Here is a 12,644-nt window from a genome sequence, read left to right on the forward strand (position 1 = left end):
ACACCCCGGCTGTTGTTGGTCATCCGCGCCGACTGGCATTTCTTCGACCGCTGTGAACGCCACGCGATGACGCACGACAGCACCGCAATCATCGGAGCTGCGGCAGAATCCCATCTGCACGACCGCGCTCGTTCGGCCAGGCATATTCCAGCTGAAGCGCGACGAATGCCGCAGTGCGCTCCCCATAGCGGCTGGCGATCTCAGCCAAGGCTTCGCCAAGGCGTCGGGCGGGCCTGCCGCCTGCCGTCACGGGATAGACGAAATCGATGGAGGGATCGCCTGTTGCCTTGTCAACGAGCAGGTTCAACCCTTCGCGCGTCCTGACGAAAGGCGAAGCGCCGGTTGTCACTGCCTTTGACCGATAGGTTCGCGACCATGCGTCGGCGGCAAAGGCGATTTCAATCTCGTCAACGCCTGGCGTCACCGGCAGGCCGATCGTTTCGTGCGACCAGATGGCAAGGCTGTTCGATGCCGCCTGCGTCAGCCAGTTCGCCGTCAGGCTGAAGGCTTCACTCCGGTGATCAACCTCGTAGCTCTCGACACCCAGCTCTGCCGCCAGTTGCCGTGCACGCGGCAGCCCGCCGATCGCCTCGACAAGGGCAATCGATACCGGGAGGGACGCAGTGACGCCTGTGGTCGTGACGACACCGCGGTCAGCGACATAGCGCCGATCCCTGACCCAGCTCATCGTTGGATAAGCCCGGCGCAGCGCGTTGATGTCATACCAATGTGATGTCGCCTGCCGGCCGTCGAGCAGGCCTGCCCGCCCTAAAACCTTTGCCCCCGCACAGATGCCGACGACGGTCGCGCCACCCTCCGCCTGCGATTTGATCCAATCGAGGATCGGCCCTTCCTCTTCGTCATGATGGAATGCCGGGACGATGACGTAGTCGGCGCCATCGGGGTAAGCCTTCTCGAACGCGGCAATGGTCGCCTGCGGCTCGACCCGAAGTGCCGGCATCAACTGAATGGGCCCTGCCTCCGGCGCCACAAGCATCACCTCAGCGACGCGCGATCGTTTGAGTACGGCATAAGGAACCAGAAGGTCGGTCGTCTCCGAGCCCCTGTTGTCGCCGAGCACGGCCACCACGGGCCTACGGCGTTTCGACGGGCGCAAGGCGGCGATCATCCGTCGCCGTTCGTCTCCGGACGCCTTCTGCGGCAAGCCCGTGCCGTCCTGGTTTCTGTTGCTGCACCCGGCGGCAAGCGCGCCTGAACCAAGAGCGATGGCGAGAATGAGAGTTCGGCGTTTCATGCCTTCTTTCCAAGAAGATTTCGTCGGCCCTGGATAGCTGATACATCGTTGGCACAAATGACATTCGAGACGAAGATTCTGCCAAATGCTCAAATCGACCCGCCGTATCGTCCTGGTCGCCTTTGATGGGGTCGAGGCACTGGATATCACCGGCCCGGCCGGCGTTTTTGCCCGCGCGAACGATCGCGTCGCCGGCGCCTACCAACTCGTCCTCGCCTCGCCGGACGGCGGCTTGCTGCGCACCCAGGCCGGCCTGCATCTGGGCAATGCCACCCCGCTCTCGCAGATCGATGGCCCGCTCGATACCGTTCTCGTGGCTGGCGGCGACGAGGCTTCGCTGCGCCGCGCCATCTTTGACGACGGCGTTGCAGCCTGGTTAAGCGAGAAGGCGCCATCGGCGCGGCGCATCGGCAGTATCTGCACGGGCGCCTTCATCCTGGGCGCTGCCGGAATGCTGAACGGTCGCCGGGCGACAACGCATTGGGCTTCCGCCGCACTGCTGCAATCATATTTTGCGCAGGCGCGGGTGGATGCCGACGCAATCTATGTGATTGACGGTGCCGTCTGCACCTCGGCGGGCGTCACCGCCGGCCTTGATCTCGCTCTCGCCCTCGTTGCCGATGATCTCGGCAAACCGATTGCAGCCAGCATCGCCAAGGATCTGGTGCTGTTTCTCCATCGGCCCGGCGGACAAGCGCAGTTCAGCGCAACACTTGCCGCACAGGCAAAGACGGGCGACCGGCTTTCCGAGTTGCTAGCCTGGATGACCGATCACCCCGATGGCGATCTGAGCGTGCCTGCGCTCGCAGCGCGCGCGGTCATGAGCGAACGCACGTTTGCGCGCCGCTTCACCCGCGAGGTTGGGCGGACACCCCTGCAGTTTGTCTTGGAACTGCGCCTCGATCACGCCAAGCGCTTGCTCGAAACCACGTCCGCGTCGCTTGAGCGAATTGCAGCCAGAAGCGGCCTGGGTTCGGTCGATACGCTGCACCGCCTCTTCCGGCGGCACCTCAATGTTACGCCATCGGCCTTCCGCGACCGCTTTGCATCCGCAGCGTCGAAAGCTTCCGACTGAGCGGCTCGGACTTGAGCGAGAGCGGCGTGGACGTGCTTAGCTGCGGCCGGCAGCGCGGGCGGCGTTCTCCGCCGCCCGGATCTCAAACTCAATCCTCGCTGGATTTCGCCTGGTCGATCATCATGTAGTCGAGCGGAAGCTCGGTCGTATACTTAATCTGCTCCATGGCAAAAGCAGAGGAGACGTCGCGGATCTCGATCTTGGCGATCAGACGCTTGTAGAAGGCGTCATAGGCGGCGATATCGGGAACGACGACGCGCAGGAGGTAATCGACGTCACCGCTCATGCGGTAGAACTCGACCACTTCGGGGAATTCACCGACCACTTCCGAGAAGCGGCGCAGCCATTCGATCGAGTGCGTATTGGTGCGGATGGAGACGAACACCGTCACCTTGGTGTTGATCTTGACCGGATCAAGCAGCGCCACGCGGCGGCGGATGACGCCGTCCTCTTCCATCTTCTGGATGCGCCGCCAGCAAGGAGTGGTCGACAGGCCGACCTTCTTGGCGAGGTCGGCAACAGCCAACGTGGAATCCTCCTGCAACAGGCGCAGGATTTTGCGGTCTAGGCGATCCATGAGTGTCCCTCTCGAATTATTTTTCTTTCTATAGCGCGAAATCGGCAAAGATAAAGAATAATTTTTCAGGAAATCAACAGGGTGATCCGCTCGCGCAAAAACGGCAGGACATCCGCCTCAAACCATGGATTGCGCTTCAGCCAGCCGGTATTGCGCCAACTGGGATGCGGCAGCGGCAGGATCGCCGGCACGGCGTTGCGCATCGCGTATCGGCGCCAGCCGGCAACGGTCTCGGTCATCGATTTCGGACAATCCGGCCCGATGTGCCAGCGCTGCGCATAGTGGCCGATCGCCAGCACCAGTTCTACCTGGGGCATTGCTTCCATCACCCGCGAACGCCAGATGGGGGCGCATTCGCGGCGTGGCGGCAGGTCGCTGCCATGGGCGTCATAGCCGGGAAAGCAGAAGCCCATCGGCGCGATCGCCAGCTTGTCTCTGTTGTAGAACGTCTCGCGGTCGACGGCGAGCCACTGCCGCAGCCGGTCGCCGGAAGCGTCATTGAACGGCAATCCGCTTTCATGAACCCTGAGACCAGGCGCCTGACCGGCCAGCAGCACCCGCGCGGATCTTGAGATGACGGCCACCGGTCGCGGTTCGTGCGGAAGGCGGTCTTCCGGCCCGCGAGCCGGTTGATCGCGACAGATGCGACAGGCAGCGATCGCGGCGCGGAGCGGTCCGAGATCGTCCTGCTCCTCATGCATCGCCAATCCTCGCAAACAGTGCCGAGAGCTGCTCGAACAGCCAAAGCCGGATTGCGTCCAGCCAGCCATCGACCACATGCGGCGTCTCGTCCGCATGGCCGTTGGCCCGACGCCAGGCTTGCGGCCGGGTGAAATCGCCGGCCCAAAGCCCAACATTCTGTTCTTCCGCCGAAGCTTCCTCTTTCTGATAGCGGCCATAGCTGACGGCATAACCGGTTGCCACCATCTGCCGTCCGATGTCTCTTCCATTCGTTTCGCACGTACCGAGGTCGCGACCATATTTGTCGCGTCCGTGCAGGCGACAGACCGTCGTGCCACCCGACACCATCGTGCGCAGTCGCTGGCGGGCGTCAGCCCCACAGTCCCATTCCGCGCCTTGGCGGTTGCAGGTCTGGCCGATCTCGGGAGCATCGATGCCTTCGAGGCGTATGCGCCGGCCGTCGAGACGCAGGCTGTCGCCATCGCTTGCGCTCGCCACTCCCGAGAGCTCGCCTGTGACGGCGCGCTCCGGCGGTGGCAGCTTCGAGGCGAAGTAAGCGCCGACGCAGAGCAGCAGAAAGAAGATCCAGCCACCGATGGTTCCCATCCGGCCGGCAGGAGCGCCACCCTCAGCGCCCCTTCTGCCGCCCGTGAAGCGATATCTGGATCTGCCCGATCTCAATTTGCGGCACCCTTTGGTTTTGCAACGCCCGATCGATCCGGCAAATCACGATCGCGCCACAATGGTTGTCGAATCCTTCATGTCAGGCAGCAACTTCTTAAGGATTGCTCACTAGACTGCAACCAGCTGTAACCTTTGCATATATGAGCATGAGTATCGCCGTCAGCACATCGACAGATAAGATTATTGTCGACAAGTCGCGAAGCCATCGAAACAAGGCTGTTTCGAAGACGGTACGCGCGACGCGCGAACGGCTGCAAACCGGTTCGTCCGCGCCTTCCGGCTTCGAACGCGAAATGCTCAATCTCTATATCGGCTCGGTATTGCATGGCGCCATCGCCATGCCGCTGCTGGTGGCTCTCATCACCGCCGTCGGCATTTACCTCTCCGGCAATCTGAGCATCGTCGTCTGGGCCGTCATGACGCTCTCGGCCCACGCCATTACCGTCTTTCTCGCGCGAAAGGCGCGCAAGGACGAAATCGCCGCCGACAAGGTGCCGGTCTGGCGTCGCCGCTTCCTGATCGGCCAGCTGCTGATGGGGCTGTGCTGGGCAACATTCATGACGCAGGACTGCGCGGCCTGCGGCGACATTCGTTACGGCTTCTTTGAAGGTACGGTATTGCTGATCGCGCTTGCCGCCACCGCCATGGGCACCTTCCTGTTACGCAACGCCCTGCTCTACACCTTCCTGCCTGTCGTGGCCGCCCTCGCCTTTTCGTCGCTGACGACCGGCGATCCGGTGCATGTCGGCCTGACCGGCGTGATTTCGCTTTCGCTGCTCTTCCTCGTGTTTATGACCGACCGCATGAACCGCGCCAATGTGCATATTCTTTCGATGCAATCGGAGAAGGACGATCTGATCGCCGAGTTGGAAGTGGCGAAATCCATGTCGGATGAAGCCCGCAGGCGCGCCGAGGAAGCCAACCTTGCCAAGTCGCGCTTCCTGGCCTCGATGTCGCACGAGCTGCGGACGCCGCTCAACGCCATTCTCGGCTTCTCCGAAGTCATGTCGACGGAGGTGCTTGGGCCGCTCAACAACCCGACCTACAAGGAATACACCAGCGACATCCATCGCTCGGGCGAACACCTTCTGAACCTGATCAACGAGATCCTCGACCTCTCGCGCATCGAGGCCGGCCGCTATGACCTCAACGAAGAGGCCGTCAGCCTTGTCGATATCGCCGACGATTGCATCGGCATGGTCCAGCTTCGCGCCCGCGCCAAGACGATCGGAATCAACGCGCAGTTCGAACAGGGCATGCCGGCCGTCTGGGTCGATGAAAAGGCCATGCGCCAGGTCATCCTGAACCTTCTGTCGAACGCGGTTAAGTTCACAAGTTCGGGTGGCGAGATCACCGTCAAGGTCGGTTGGACGGCCGGTGGCGGTCAATATCTCTCGATCAAGGACAACGGCCCCGGCATTCCCGAGGAGGAGATCCCGATCGTGCTCTCCGCCTTCGGCCAGGGCTCCATCGCCATCAAGAGCGCCGAACAGGGCACCGGTCTCGGCCTGCCGATCGTCCAGGCAATCCTCGCCAAGCACAATGGCGAGTTCATCCTGCGCTCCAAACTGCGCGAAGGCACGGAAGCCATCGCCATCCTGCCGGCCCGCCGTGTGCTCGAAAGCCTGCCGGCCGTCGAGGACGTGCCCGCCCCTGCCCGCCGCCGCAAGAGCTTTGCTTGATCCATGCAGATTGAAACCGAGCGCCTGCGGCTGCGGCCCTGGCAAGAGCGCGATGTCGCACCCTTTGCCAACATCAATGCCGACCCGGAAGTTCGTCGCTACTACTATCCGAGCATCCTCACGCCAGCAGAGACAGCAGATGTCATAGCTGAATGCGATGCCCACCTGCGCCAGCATGGCTTTGCCTTCGTCGCATTGGAGCGCAAGACCGATGCGGCCCTTGTCGGCGGCCTGGGTCTTTCCATCGCCTCAGACGAAATCCCCGGTGGTCCGCATATCGAGATCGGTTGGATCCTCGGACGGCCCTACTGGCGCAACGGCTATGCTCTGGAAGCGGCCGGCGCCTGCCTCGAGCATGCCTGGAGAAGGCTCGGCCTGAATGAAGTCATCGGCTACACGTCACGCGTCAACGATCCCTCGCGGGCGTTGATGGAAAAGCTTGGAATGCTTAGCGACCCGGCCGAGGATTTCGACGACGCGACCGTGCCCGTAGGCAACCCGCTGCGGCCGCACGTGCTTTATCGCGCCAGACCGAACGGCTGATATCGCTCAGCCGAAAAAGCCGACGAAGATCACCACGTAGCCGGCATAGACTGCGTTGGCGACGATCAGGCACAGGCAGGCGAACGAGCCGAGATCCTTGGCATTCTTGCCCATCTCGGAAATTTCCGGCGAGACGCGGTCGACGATCTCTTCGATCGCGGTGTTGATCGCCTCGAAGGCCATCATCAACAGGAACAGGATCGCCATGGCGATGTACTGGAAGAAGGTGGCGCCGGCGATGACGAACGCGACCATGGCCACCGCAAAGGCGATCAGCTCGTGCCGGAACGCCGCCTCGCCGATCAGCCGTTTGGCGCCACCAAGCGAATAGCTGGCAGCTGCGAACAGATGGCGGATCCCCGTCTGTTTTTCGACCGGTCCGGTCTGGCCGCGGCGGGGCGTGGTGTTGTTGGCGTCCATTTCATCTCGACTGGCTGTAAACTGCGCTGCTTCGACATCGTTATTGAGGCGAATGCAAGGCGGTCTCGGTTGCAGTGGTCGCCCGCAGGTGGCTGCGGCGTGCATGTGCGCCTCTGGATAGGCGAGAAGAATGCGGCCAGCAAGGCCCGTTACGGGCAAGAGAGAGGCTGGCGACAGCCAATCGACAGCAAACGGCGGGCCTTTACTCAAACGCCCGCCGTTTCCTGCTCAGTTCTTGTTGCTGACGCCCGCCTGCGCGAACGTCGCCATACCGCTATGGCAGGCGGCAGCCGCCTTGACGATGCCGGCGGCAAGGGCTGCACCCGTGCCCTCACCAAGGCGCATGCCAAGGGCCAGCAGCGGTGTCTTGCCGAGTTTCTCGATCGCCTTCATGTGACCGGGTTCGCCCGAGACGTGGCCGATCAGGCAATGGTCGAGCGCCGACGGGTTGGCGGCCTTGAGGATCGCGCCGGCAGCCGTCGCCACGTAACCGTCGAGGATGACGGGGACCTGCTGCATCCGCGCCGCAAGGATGGCACCGGCCATGGCCGCGATTTCACGACCGCCAAGGCGGCGCATCAGTTCCAGCGGATCGGACAAATGGCTTTGGTGCAGCGCAACCGCCTTTTCGACGGCGGCGACCTTGCGCTTAAGAACCTCGCCCTCCGAGCCCGTACCCGGGCCGACCCAGTCTTCGGCAGTGCCGCCGTAAAGACCGAGATTGATTGCCGCGGCAATCGTGGTGTTGCCGATGCCCATCTCGCCGATGCACAACAGGTCGGTGCCGCCGGCGACGGCTTCCATGCCAAAGGCCATGGTGGCGGCACAGTCACGCTCGGAAAGGGCAGCCTCCTCGGTGATATCGCCGGTGGGATAGTCGAGCGCGAGGTCGAAGACCTTCAGGCCAAGGTCGTGGCTGACGCAGATCTGGTTGATCGCGGCACCACCGGCGGCGAAATTCTCGACCATCTGTGCCGTGACCGACGACGGAAAGGGTGTGACGCCCTGGCGGGTGACGCCGTGATTGCCAGCGAAGATGGCAACGAGTGGCCGGTTGACCGCCGGCGGCTTGCCGGTCCATGCGGCGAGCCAGAAGGCGATCTCTTCCAGGCGCCCGAGCGCGCCCGGCGGCTTCGTCAGCTGCGCATCGCGATCGCGCGCGGCAACCAGCGCGGCCGAATTGGGGCCCGGCAGGTTGCGCAGCAATTCGCGGAAATCATCAAACGGCAGGCCGCTGGCGCTCATGGAGAAGAATCCTTGCATATCGTGAAGTTCAATCCACGCTCCTCATAGAGGGCGAGGAAATTTGGGGCAACGACATTTGCGCCAATCCGCGTCGCCGGCGCATGATCCGCCGAACGCGCGTCGATTCGGCGCGGCCGGGACTGGAGGGGCCATGACCTATCTTCGCGACTTTTGTGACGATCTGGCACGCTCGGTCGCCTTCCTCAGCCGCATCCATATGCCGCAACGCCATTTCGTCGATTACGACGGTCGGCTGAACCGTGCCGTTCGCGCCTTTCCGCTGGCGGGCCTGCTGATCGCCCTGCCCGCGGCCGCCGTTGCCTCGTTGCTGATCGCGCTGCAGGTCAGCTCCCTCTTCACAGCCTTCCTGGTCGTCGCCGTGCAGGCACTCGTCACCGGCTGCCTGCACGAGGACGGGCTCAGCGATACCGCCGATGGCTTCGGCGGCGGGCGTGATCGGGAGGGGGCGCTGGTCATCATGAAAGACAGCCGCATCGGCTCCTATGGCGCGGTCGCCCTGATCCTCTCCTTCGGCCTGCGCGTGTCGGCGCTCGCCTCCTTCCTGCCGCTGTTCACGCCGACGGGTGCCGGGATGATGATCCTTGGTGCCGCAGCCCTCAGCCGTGCGGCCATGGTCTGGCACTGGTCGCGCCTGCCGCCGGCCCGCCGCGACGGTGTCGCAGCCGCGGCCGGTGAACCGGATCCGGCAGCCACCTCGTTCGCCCTTGGCTCAGGATTTCTCATCGCCATGCTGCTTTTCTATTTTGCCAAGGCCCCAGCGCCGGCGCTCGTCCTGTCGCTTGTCGCCGTCATCGCAACCGTTGCTGTCTTTGGCCGCCTCGCCAACCGCAAGATCGGCGGCCATACCGGCGATACGATCGGCGCCACCCAGCAACTGACCGAGATCGCGGTTCTCAGCGCCCTTGCACTGACGGTTTGAAAAGCCGATATAATCAGTCGAAACAACACCGGCCCGCGCCGCCGCAACCCGGAACCTTCAGTTCAGGACCATGGAAACTCCCTGCATTCTCGTCTGTTCCATCGATGACAAGACCGGCTACTGTTTCGGCTGCGGTCGCACGCGCAACGAGGTCGGCGCCTGGTCGCTTTACACCGACGCTGAGCGCCGGGCGATCATGCTGGCCCTGCCGGCAAGGCTCGAAACGATGGAGCGCAAGCCGCGCCGCGAAACGCGCCGCACGCGCATGGCCAGGGAACGCGGCGACGCATGACACGCCTTCTGATCCTGCTCTCGATCTTGGCGATCGGCCTTTTGTTGCTGATCGTCAACCACGACGCCGGCCGCACCTTTGGCCTTGCGAATGACGATTTCGGCCAGCTCGTTTCGCTCGGTGCAATTGCCACCTTGCTGAGCGCCGGCATCTGGCAGAGCCGTCGCCGCTTTGGTGAAGGCGCCCGGCAGGCGGCAATCTGGCTGCTCATCGTGCTCGCCCTCGTGTCGGCCTATGTCTACCGCTTCGAGCTGCAAGGCTTCGGCAACCGGGTTCTTTCCGGCCTGATACCCGGTCGCGCGACGGTCATCACCGACAGCGAGGGCCGCCAGGAGGTGGTGCTTCAAAAGATGATCAACGGCCATTTCGAGACCAATGCTGCGGTCAACGGCCAGGAGATCAACATGCTGGTCGACACCGGCGCGAGCAGCATTGCGCTGACCTTCGAGGATGCCGAGCGGATTGGTCTCGACCCGGCGAACCTGAGCTACACGATGACGGTCATGACCGCCAACGGTCAGGCGATGGCGGCGCCCGTGCTGCTCTCTGAAGTCGCCATCGGCCCGATCGTGCGCCATGACATCCGCGCGACGGTCGCCGCCGAAGGCAAGCTCGACCAGAGCCTGCTCGGCATGAGCTTCCTGTCGACGCTCGACTTCCTGCAGATGCGCACCGACGAACTTCGACTGCGCGACTGACCGGAATTTGCGGCAGACGCATCTTCGTGCATGTTGGCGATACCGCCGTGCGAATTTCCGCAGATCGTTGCTTAAGGAGTCGCCGCATGGATTTCATGCGCTTGCTGAAGTCGATCGAAGAGCTTCTCTACGAACTTGTGTCGTGGCTGCTGTTCTATCCGCTGACGATGTGGCGCACGCTGCGCCAGCCGCAGGCCATGATGCACTATGCAGACATGGAGCTGACGGACGACGTCTCGGAGCAATACACCGAGACGCTGAGCCCGCCGCTCTTTTTGCTGATCACGCTCATGCTCGCCCACGGCGTCGAGCTCAGCCTGGTCAATCAAACGACGCCCTGGGCACCGCCGCCGCTGCTCGCAAACGATTCCAATCTTCTGATGTTTCGCGCCGTCGCCTTCAGCATTCTGCCCCTGCTGATGGCGGTGAAGCTGCTCCGCCATAAAGGCGCGCGGCTCACCCGTGATACGCTGCGGGCACCCTTCTATAGCCAGTGCTACGTCACCGCCCCATTTGCGCTCGTGCTCAGCGTCGGCATGCTACTCACCCGAACGGAAAGCCACACAGCGCTTGTCGCCGGTCTCGCCTGCGTGCTTGCCGCATTCGTGTGGTATGTGATCGTCGAGACACGCTGGTTCAAGACAGACCTTGGATTATCGACGACAGGCGCCGTCCTGCGCGTCATCTGGACGTTGCTTCAGGCACTGCTCGCCATTCTGCTTGCCGGCGCCGCTATCGTTTATGGCACAGGCAGCCCGCCCGCCTGATATCGCTCGGTCCCGCCGTCAGTTGCGCAGCCGGTAACCGGTGCGGAAGATCCAGGCGAGCACCGAAAGGCAAATGCTCAGGAAAGCCAGGATGATCACGGCACTGACGACCGGGTTGACATCAGACACTTCAAAGAAGCTCCAGCGGAAGCCGCTGATGAGATAAAGCACCGGGTTGAAGTGGCTGACCGCCTGCCAGAACGGGGGCAGCATGTCGATCGAGTAGAAGCTGCCACCAAGGAACACCAATGGCGGGATCACCAGCATCGGGATCAGGTTCAGCTGCTCGAAGTCCTTGGCCCAGATACCGATAATGAAGCCGAACAGGCTGAACGACACGGCTGTCAGCACGAAGAAGAAGATCATTGCCAGCGGATGGGCGATCGAAAGGTCGACGAACAGCGAAGCCGTCAGAAGAATAATCGTGCCGATCATCAACCCCTTGGTTGCCGCCGCCCCGACATAGCCGAGCACGATCTCGATCATCGACACAGGTGAGGACAGAACCTCGTAGATGGTGCCGGTGAATTTCGGGAAATAGATACCGAAGGAACCGTTGCCGATGCACTGCGTCAGAAGCGTCAGCATGATCAGGCCGGGCGTAATGAAGGCGCCATAGGAGACGCCGTTGATCTCCTGGATGCGCGCGCCGATCGCCGCACCGAAGACGATGAAATAGAGCGACGTGGAAATCACCGGCGACACCACGCTCTGCAGCAGCGTGCGCCGCGTGCGCGCCATCTCGAAGAAGTAGATCGACTTGATCGCTTCGATGTTCATCGTCCGGCTCCCACGATCTCGACGAAAATGTCCTCCAGCGAGCTTTGCCGCGTGGAAATGTCCTTGAGGCGCACGCCCGCCTCGGCGAGCGCCGCCAACAGCGAAGTTATGCCCGTGCGATCGGCGCTGGTGTCATAGTCGTAGATCAGACAATGGCCATCGCCCTCGAGCGTCAGGTTGTAGGCGGAGAGCGTGTCCGGCACGGCGTCCAACGGATGCGACAGGTCCACCCTGAGCTGCTTGCGCCCGAGCTTCGACATCAACGCCGTCTTGTCCTCGACCAGCAGGATTTCGCCGCCATTGATGACGCCGATGCGGTCGGCGATCTCTTCCGCCTCTTCAATGTAATGCGTCGTCAGGATGATCGTGACGCCCGAGGCGCGCAGGCGTTCGACGACTTCCCACATGCTCTTGCGCAGGCTGACGTCGACGCCGGCCGTCGGCTCGTCGAGGAAGAGCACGCGTGGTTCGTGCGACAGCGCCTTGGCGATCAGCACGCGCCGCTTCATGCCGCCGGAGAGCTCGCGCAGCATGTTGTCCTTCTTGTCCCACAGGGACAGATCCTTCAGCACCTTTTCGATATGGGCCGGGCTTGGTTTCTTGCCATGCAGCCCGCGCGAAAACGTGACGGTGTTCCAGACCGTTTCGAATGCGTCCGTGGTCAGTTCCTGCGGCACAAGGCCGATCATCGACCGGGTCTCGCGAAAGTCGCGCACGACGTCATGGCCGTTGACCAGCACGGTGCCACCGCTCGGATTGACGATGCCGCAGATGATCGAGATCAGCGTGGTCTTGCCCGCCCCGTTCGGACCGAGCAGCGCCAGGATTTCACCCTGCTCGATGTCGAGGCTGACGCCTTTCAGCGCCTTGAAACCCGAAGCATAGGTTTTCGACAGATTGGAAACGGAAACGATAGGCGCCATGAATCTGATCCGGATGCGGGGGGCGAAGTCGGCAGGTCACGCCTATATGGGACGATTCACCGCAATTTGCAGCCTACCGGAT

The 12,644-nt window shown here is 62.7% G+C and carries 15 protein-coding genes; 7 read left to right on the forward strand and 8 right to left on the reverse strand.

The genetic code is table 11. The annotated features are described in order from the left end of the window. Positions 1–88: 88 nt before the first annotated feature. On the reverse strand, positions 89–1,255 hold the full coding sequence (locus AC1Q80_RS08800) for a DJ-1/PfpI family protein (RefSeq protein ID WP_492360174.1): 1,167 nt from the start codon (positions 1,253–1,255) through the stop codon (positions 89–91). 85 nt (positions 1,256–1,340) lie between these two features. Here AC1Q80_RS08800 and AC1Q80_RS08805 point away from each other — a divergent pair, with 85 nt between their 5' ends. Then, the gene (locus tag AC1Q80_RS08805; protein WP_492360175.1) at positions 1,341–2,330 is read left to right on the forward strand and encodes a GlxA family transcriptional regulator; all 990 of its coding nucleotides are present in this window, start codon (positions 1,341–1,343) and stop codon (positions 2,328–2,330) included. An 88-nt stretch (positions 2,331–2,418) separates the two neighbouring features. On the opposite strand, the gene AC1Q80_RS08810 is transcribed toward AC1Q80_RS08805, so the two are convergent. From AC1Q80_RS08810 to AC1Q80_RS08820, 3 genes are all read right to left on the reverse strand, one after another. After that, on the reverse strand, positions 2,419–2,907 hold the full coding sequence (locus AC1Q80_RS08810; protein WP_025427268.1) for an Lrp/AsnC family transcriptional regulator: 489 nt from the start codon (positions 2,905–2,907) through the stop codon (positions 2,419–2,421). Between the two features lie 65 nt (positions 2,908–2,972). Then, positions 2,973–3,608, reverse strand: coding sequence for a uracil-DNA glycosylase family protein (locus tag AC1Q80_RS08815; protein ID WP_492360176.1), 636 nt, complete (start codon positions 3,606–3,608; stop codon positions 2,973–2,975). Beyond that, complete coding sequence (locus AC1Q80_RS08820) at positions 3,601–4,194, reverse strand: thermonuclease family protein (protein ID WP_209791314.1); 594 nt, start codon at positions 4,192–4,194, stop codon at positions 3,601–3,603. The genes AC1Q80_RS08815 and AC1Q80_RS08820 overlap by 8 nt, the downstream gene beginning before the upstream one ends. Before the next feature lie 224 nt (positions 4,195–4,418). Between AC1Q80_RS08820 and AC1Q80_RS08825 the strand changes: the two genes are divergently transcribed. Next, entirely contained in the window at positions 4,419–5,954 is a 1,536-nt protein-coding gene (locus AC1Q80_RS08825; RefSeq protein WP_173420166.1) for a sensor histidine kinase, read from the forward strand. Positions 5,955–5,957: 3 nt separating this feature from the next. After that, complete coding sequence (locus tag AC1Q80_RS08830) at positions 5,958–6,497, forward strand: GNAT family N-acetyltransferase (protein WP_492360177.1); 540 nt, start codon at positions 5,958–5,960, stop codon at positions 6,495–6,497. A gap of 6 nt (positions 6,498–6,503) precedes the next feature. Here AC1Q80_RS08830 and AC1Q80_RS08835 read toward each other — a convergent pair whose 3' ends face one another. Next, positions 6,504–6,917 (reverse strand): diacylglycerol kinase, encoded by a 414-nt coding sequence (locus tag AC1Q80_RS08835; protein WP_173420168.1) that lies wholly within the window; start codon positions 6,915–6,917, stop codon positions 6,504–6,506. 228 nt (positions 6,918–7,145) lie between these two features. Then, complete coding sequence (gene cobT, locus AC1Q80_RS08840) at positions 7,146–8,162, reverse strand: nicotinate-nucleotide--dimethylbenzimidazole phosphoribosyltransferase (RefSeq protein ID WP_492360178.1); 1,017 nt, start codon at positions 8,160–8,162, stop codon at positions 7,146–7,148. 151 nt (positions 8,163–8,313) lie between these two features. Between cobT and AC1Q80_RS08845 the strand changes: the two genes are divergently transcribed. The 4 genes from AC1Q80_RS08845 to AC1Q80_RS08860 all read left to right on the forward strand — a co-directional run bounded on the left by AC1Q80_RS08845 (position 8,314) and on the right by AC1Q80_RS08860 (position 10,859). Then, positions 8,314–9,102 (forward strand): adenosylcobinamide-GDP ribazoletransferase, encoded by a 789-nt coding sequence (locus AC1Q80_RS08845; RefSeq protein WP_492360179.1) that lies wholly within the window; start codon positions 8,314–8,316, stop codon positions 9,100–9,102. A 70-nt stretch (positions 9,103–9,172) separates the two neighbouring features. Further along, positions 9,173–9,394: a DUF1289 domain-containing protein gene (locus tag AC1Q80_RS08850; RefSeq protein WP_176352396.1), complete on the forward strand. Its 222-nt coding sequence runs from the start codon at positions 9,173–9,175 to the stop codon at positions 9,392–9,394. Then, positions 9,391–10,092, forward strand: a complete 702-nt coding sequence (locus tag AC1Q80_RS08855) for a TIGR02281 family clan AA aspartic protease (RefSeq protein WP_173420172.1) — start codon at positions 9,391–9,393, stop codon at positions 10,090–10,092. Before AC1Q80_RS08850 ends, AC1Q80_RS08855 begins: the two co-directional genes overlap by 4 nt. 86 nt (positions 10,093–10,178) lie before the next feature. Next, a complete protein-coding gene (locus AC1Q80_RS08860; RefSeq protein WP_173420173.1) occupies positions 10,179–10,859 on the forward strand; it encodes a permease in 681 nt (226 codons plus the stop codon). 18 nt (positions 10,860–10,877) lie between these two features. Here the strand turns inward: AC1Q80_RS08860 and AC1Q80_RS08865 are convergent, their stop codons facing one another. Further along, entirely contained in the window at positions 10,878–11,639 is a 762-nt protein-coding gene (locus AC1Q80_RS08865; RefSeq protein ID WP_176352399.1) for an ABC transporter permease, read from the reverse strand. Continuing rightward, the gene (locus AC1Q80_RS08870; RefSeq protein WP_492360180.1) at positions 11,636–12,562 is read right to left on the reverse strand and encodes an ABC transporter ATP-binding protein; all 927 of its coding nucleotides are present in this window, start codon (positions 12,560–12,562) and stop codon (positions 11,636–11,638) included. Before AC1Q80_RS08870 ends, AC1Q80_RS08865 begins: the two co-directional genes overlap by 4 nt. Positions 12,563–12,644 lie beyond the last annotated feature (82 nt).

This window comes from Ensifer sp. GW823-FHT05D09 (assembly GCF_058795755.1).

Excerpts from the sequence above, each read along its gene's own strand:
- AC1Q80_RS08800 (WP_492360174.1), bottom strand. The coding sequence starts at position 1,255 with ATGAAACGCCGAACTCTCATTCTCGCCATCGCTCTTGGTTCAGGCGCG.
- AC1Q80_RS08805 (WP_492360175.1), top strand. The coding sequence starts at position 1,341 with ATGCTCAAATCGACCCGCCGTATCGTCCTGGTCGCCTTTGATGGGGTC.
- AC1Q80_RS08810 (WP_025427268.1), bottom strand. The coding sequence starts at position 2,907 with ATGGATCGCCTAGACCGCAAAATCCTGCGCCTGTTGCAGGAGGATTCC.
- AC1Q80_RS08815 (WP_492360176.1), bottom strand. The coding sequence starts at position 3,608 with ATGCATGAGGAGCAGGACGATCTCGGACCGCTCCGCGCCGCGATCGCT.
- AC1Q80_RS08820 (WP_209791314.1), bottom strand. The coding sequence starts at position 4,194 with ATGGGAACCATCGGTGGCTGGATCTTCTTTCTGCTGCTCTGCGTCGGC.
- AC1Q80_RS08825 (WP_173420166.1), top strand. The coding sequence starts at position 4,419 with ATGAGTATCGCCGTCAGCACATCGACAGATAAGATTATTGTCGACAAG.
- AC1Q80_RS08830 (WP_492360177.1), top strand. The coding sequence starts at position 5,958 with ATGCAGATTGAAACCGAGCGCCTGCGGCTGCGGCCCTGGCAAGAGCGC.
- AC1Q80_RS08835 (WP_173420168.1), bottom strand. The coding sequence starts at position 6,917 with ATGGACGCCAACAACACCACGCCCCGCCGCGGCCAGACCGGACCGGTC.
- cobT (WP_492360178.1), bottom strand. The coding sequence starts at position 8,162 with ATGAGCGCCAGCGGCCTGCCGTTTGATGATTTCCGCGAATTGCTGCGC.
- AC1Q80_RS08845 (WP_492360179.1), top strand. The coding sequence starts at position 8,314 with ATGACCTATCTTCGCGACTTTTGTGACGATCTGGCACGCTCGGTCGCC.
- AC1Q80_RS08850 (WP_176352396.1), top strand. The coding sequence starts at position 9,173 with ATGGAAACTCCCTGCATTCTCGTCTGTTCCATCGATGACAAGACCGGC.
- AC1Q80_RS08855 (WP_173420172.1), top strand. The coding sequence starts at position 9,391 with ATGACACGCCTTCTGATCCTGCTCTCGATCTTGGCGATCGGCCTTTTG.
- AC1Q80_RS08860 (WP_173420173.1), top strand. The coding sequence starts at position 10,179 with ATGGATTTCATGCGCTTGCTGAAGTCGATCGAAGAGCTTCTCTACGAA.
- AC1Q80_RS08865 (WP_176352399.1), bottom strand. The coding sequence starts at position 11,639 with ATGAACATCGAAGCGATCAAGTCGATCTACTTCTTCGAGATGGCGCGC.
- AC1Q80_RS08870 (WP_492360180.1), bottom strand. The coding sequence starts at position 12,562 with ATGGCGCCTATCGTTTCCGTTTCCAATCTGTCGAAAACCTATGCTTCG.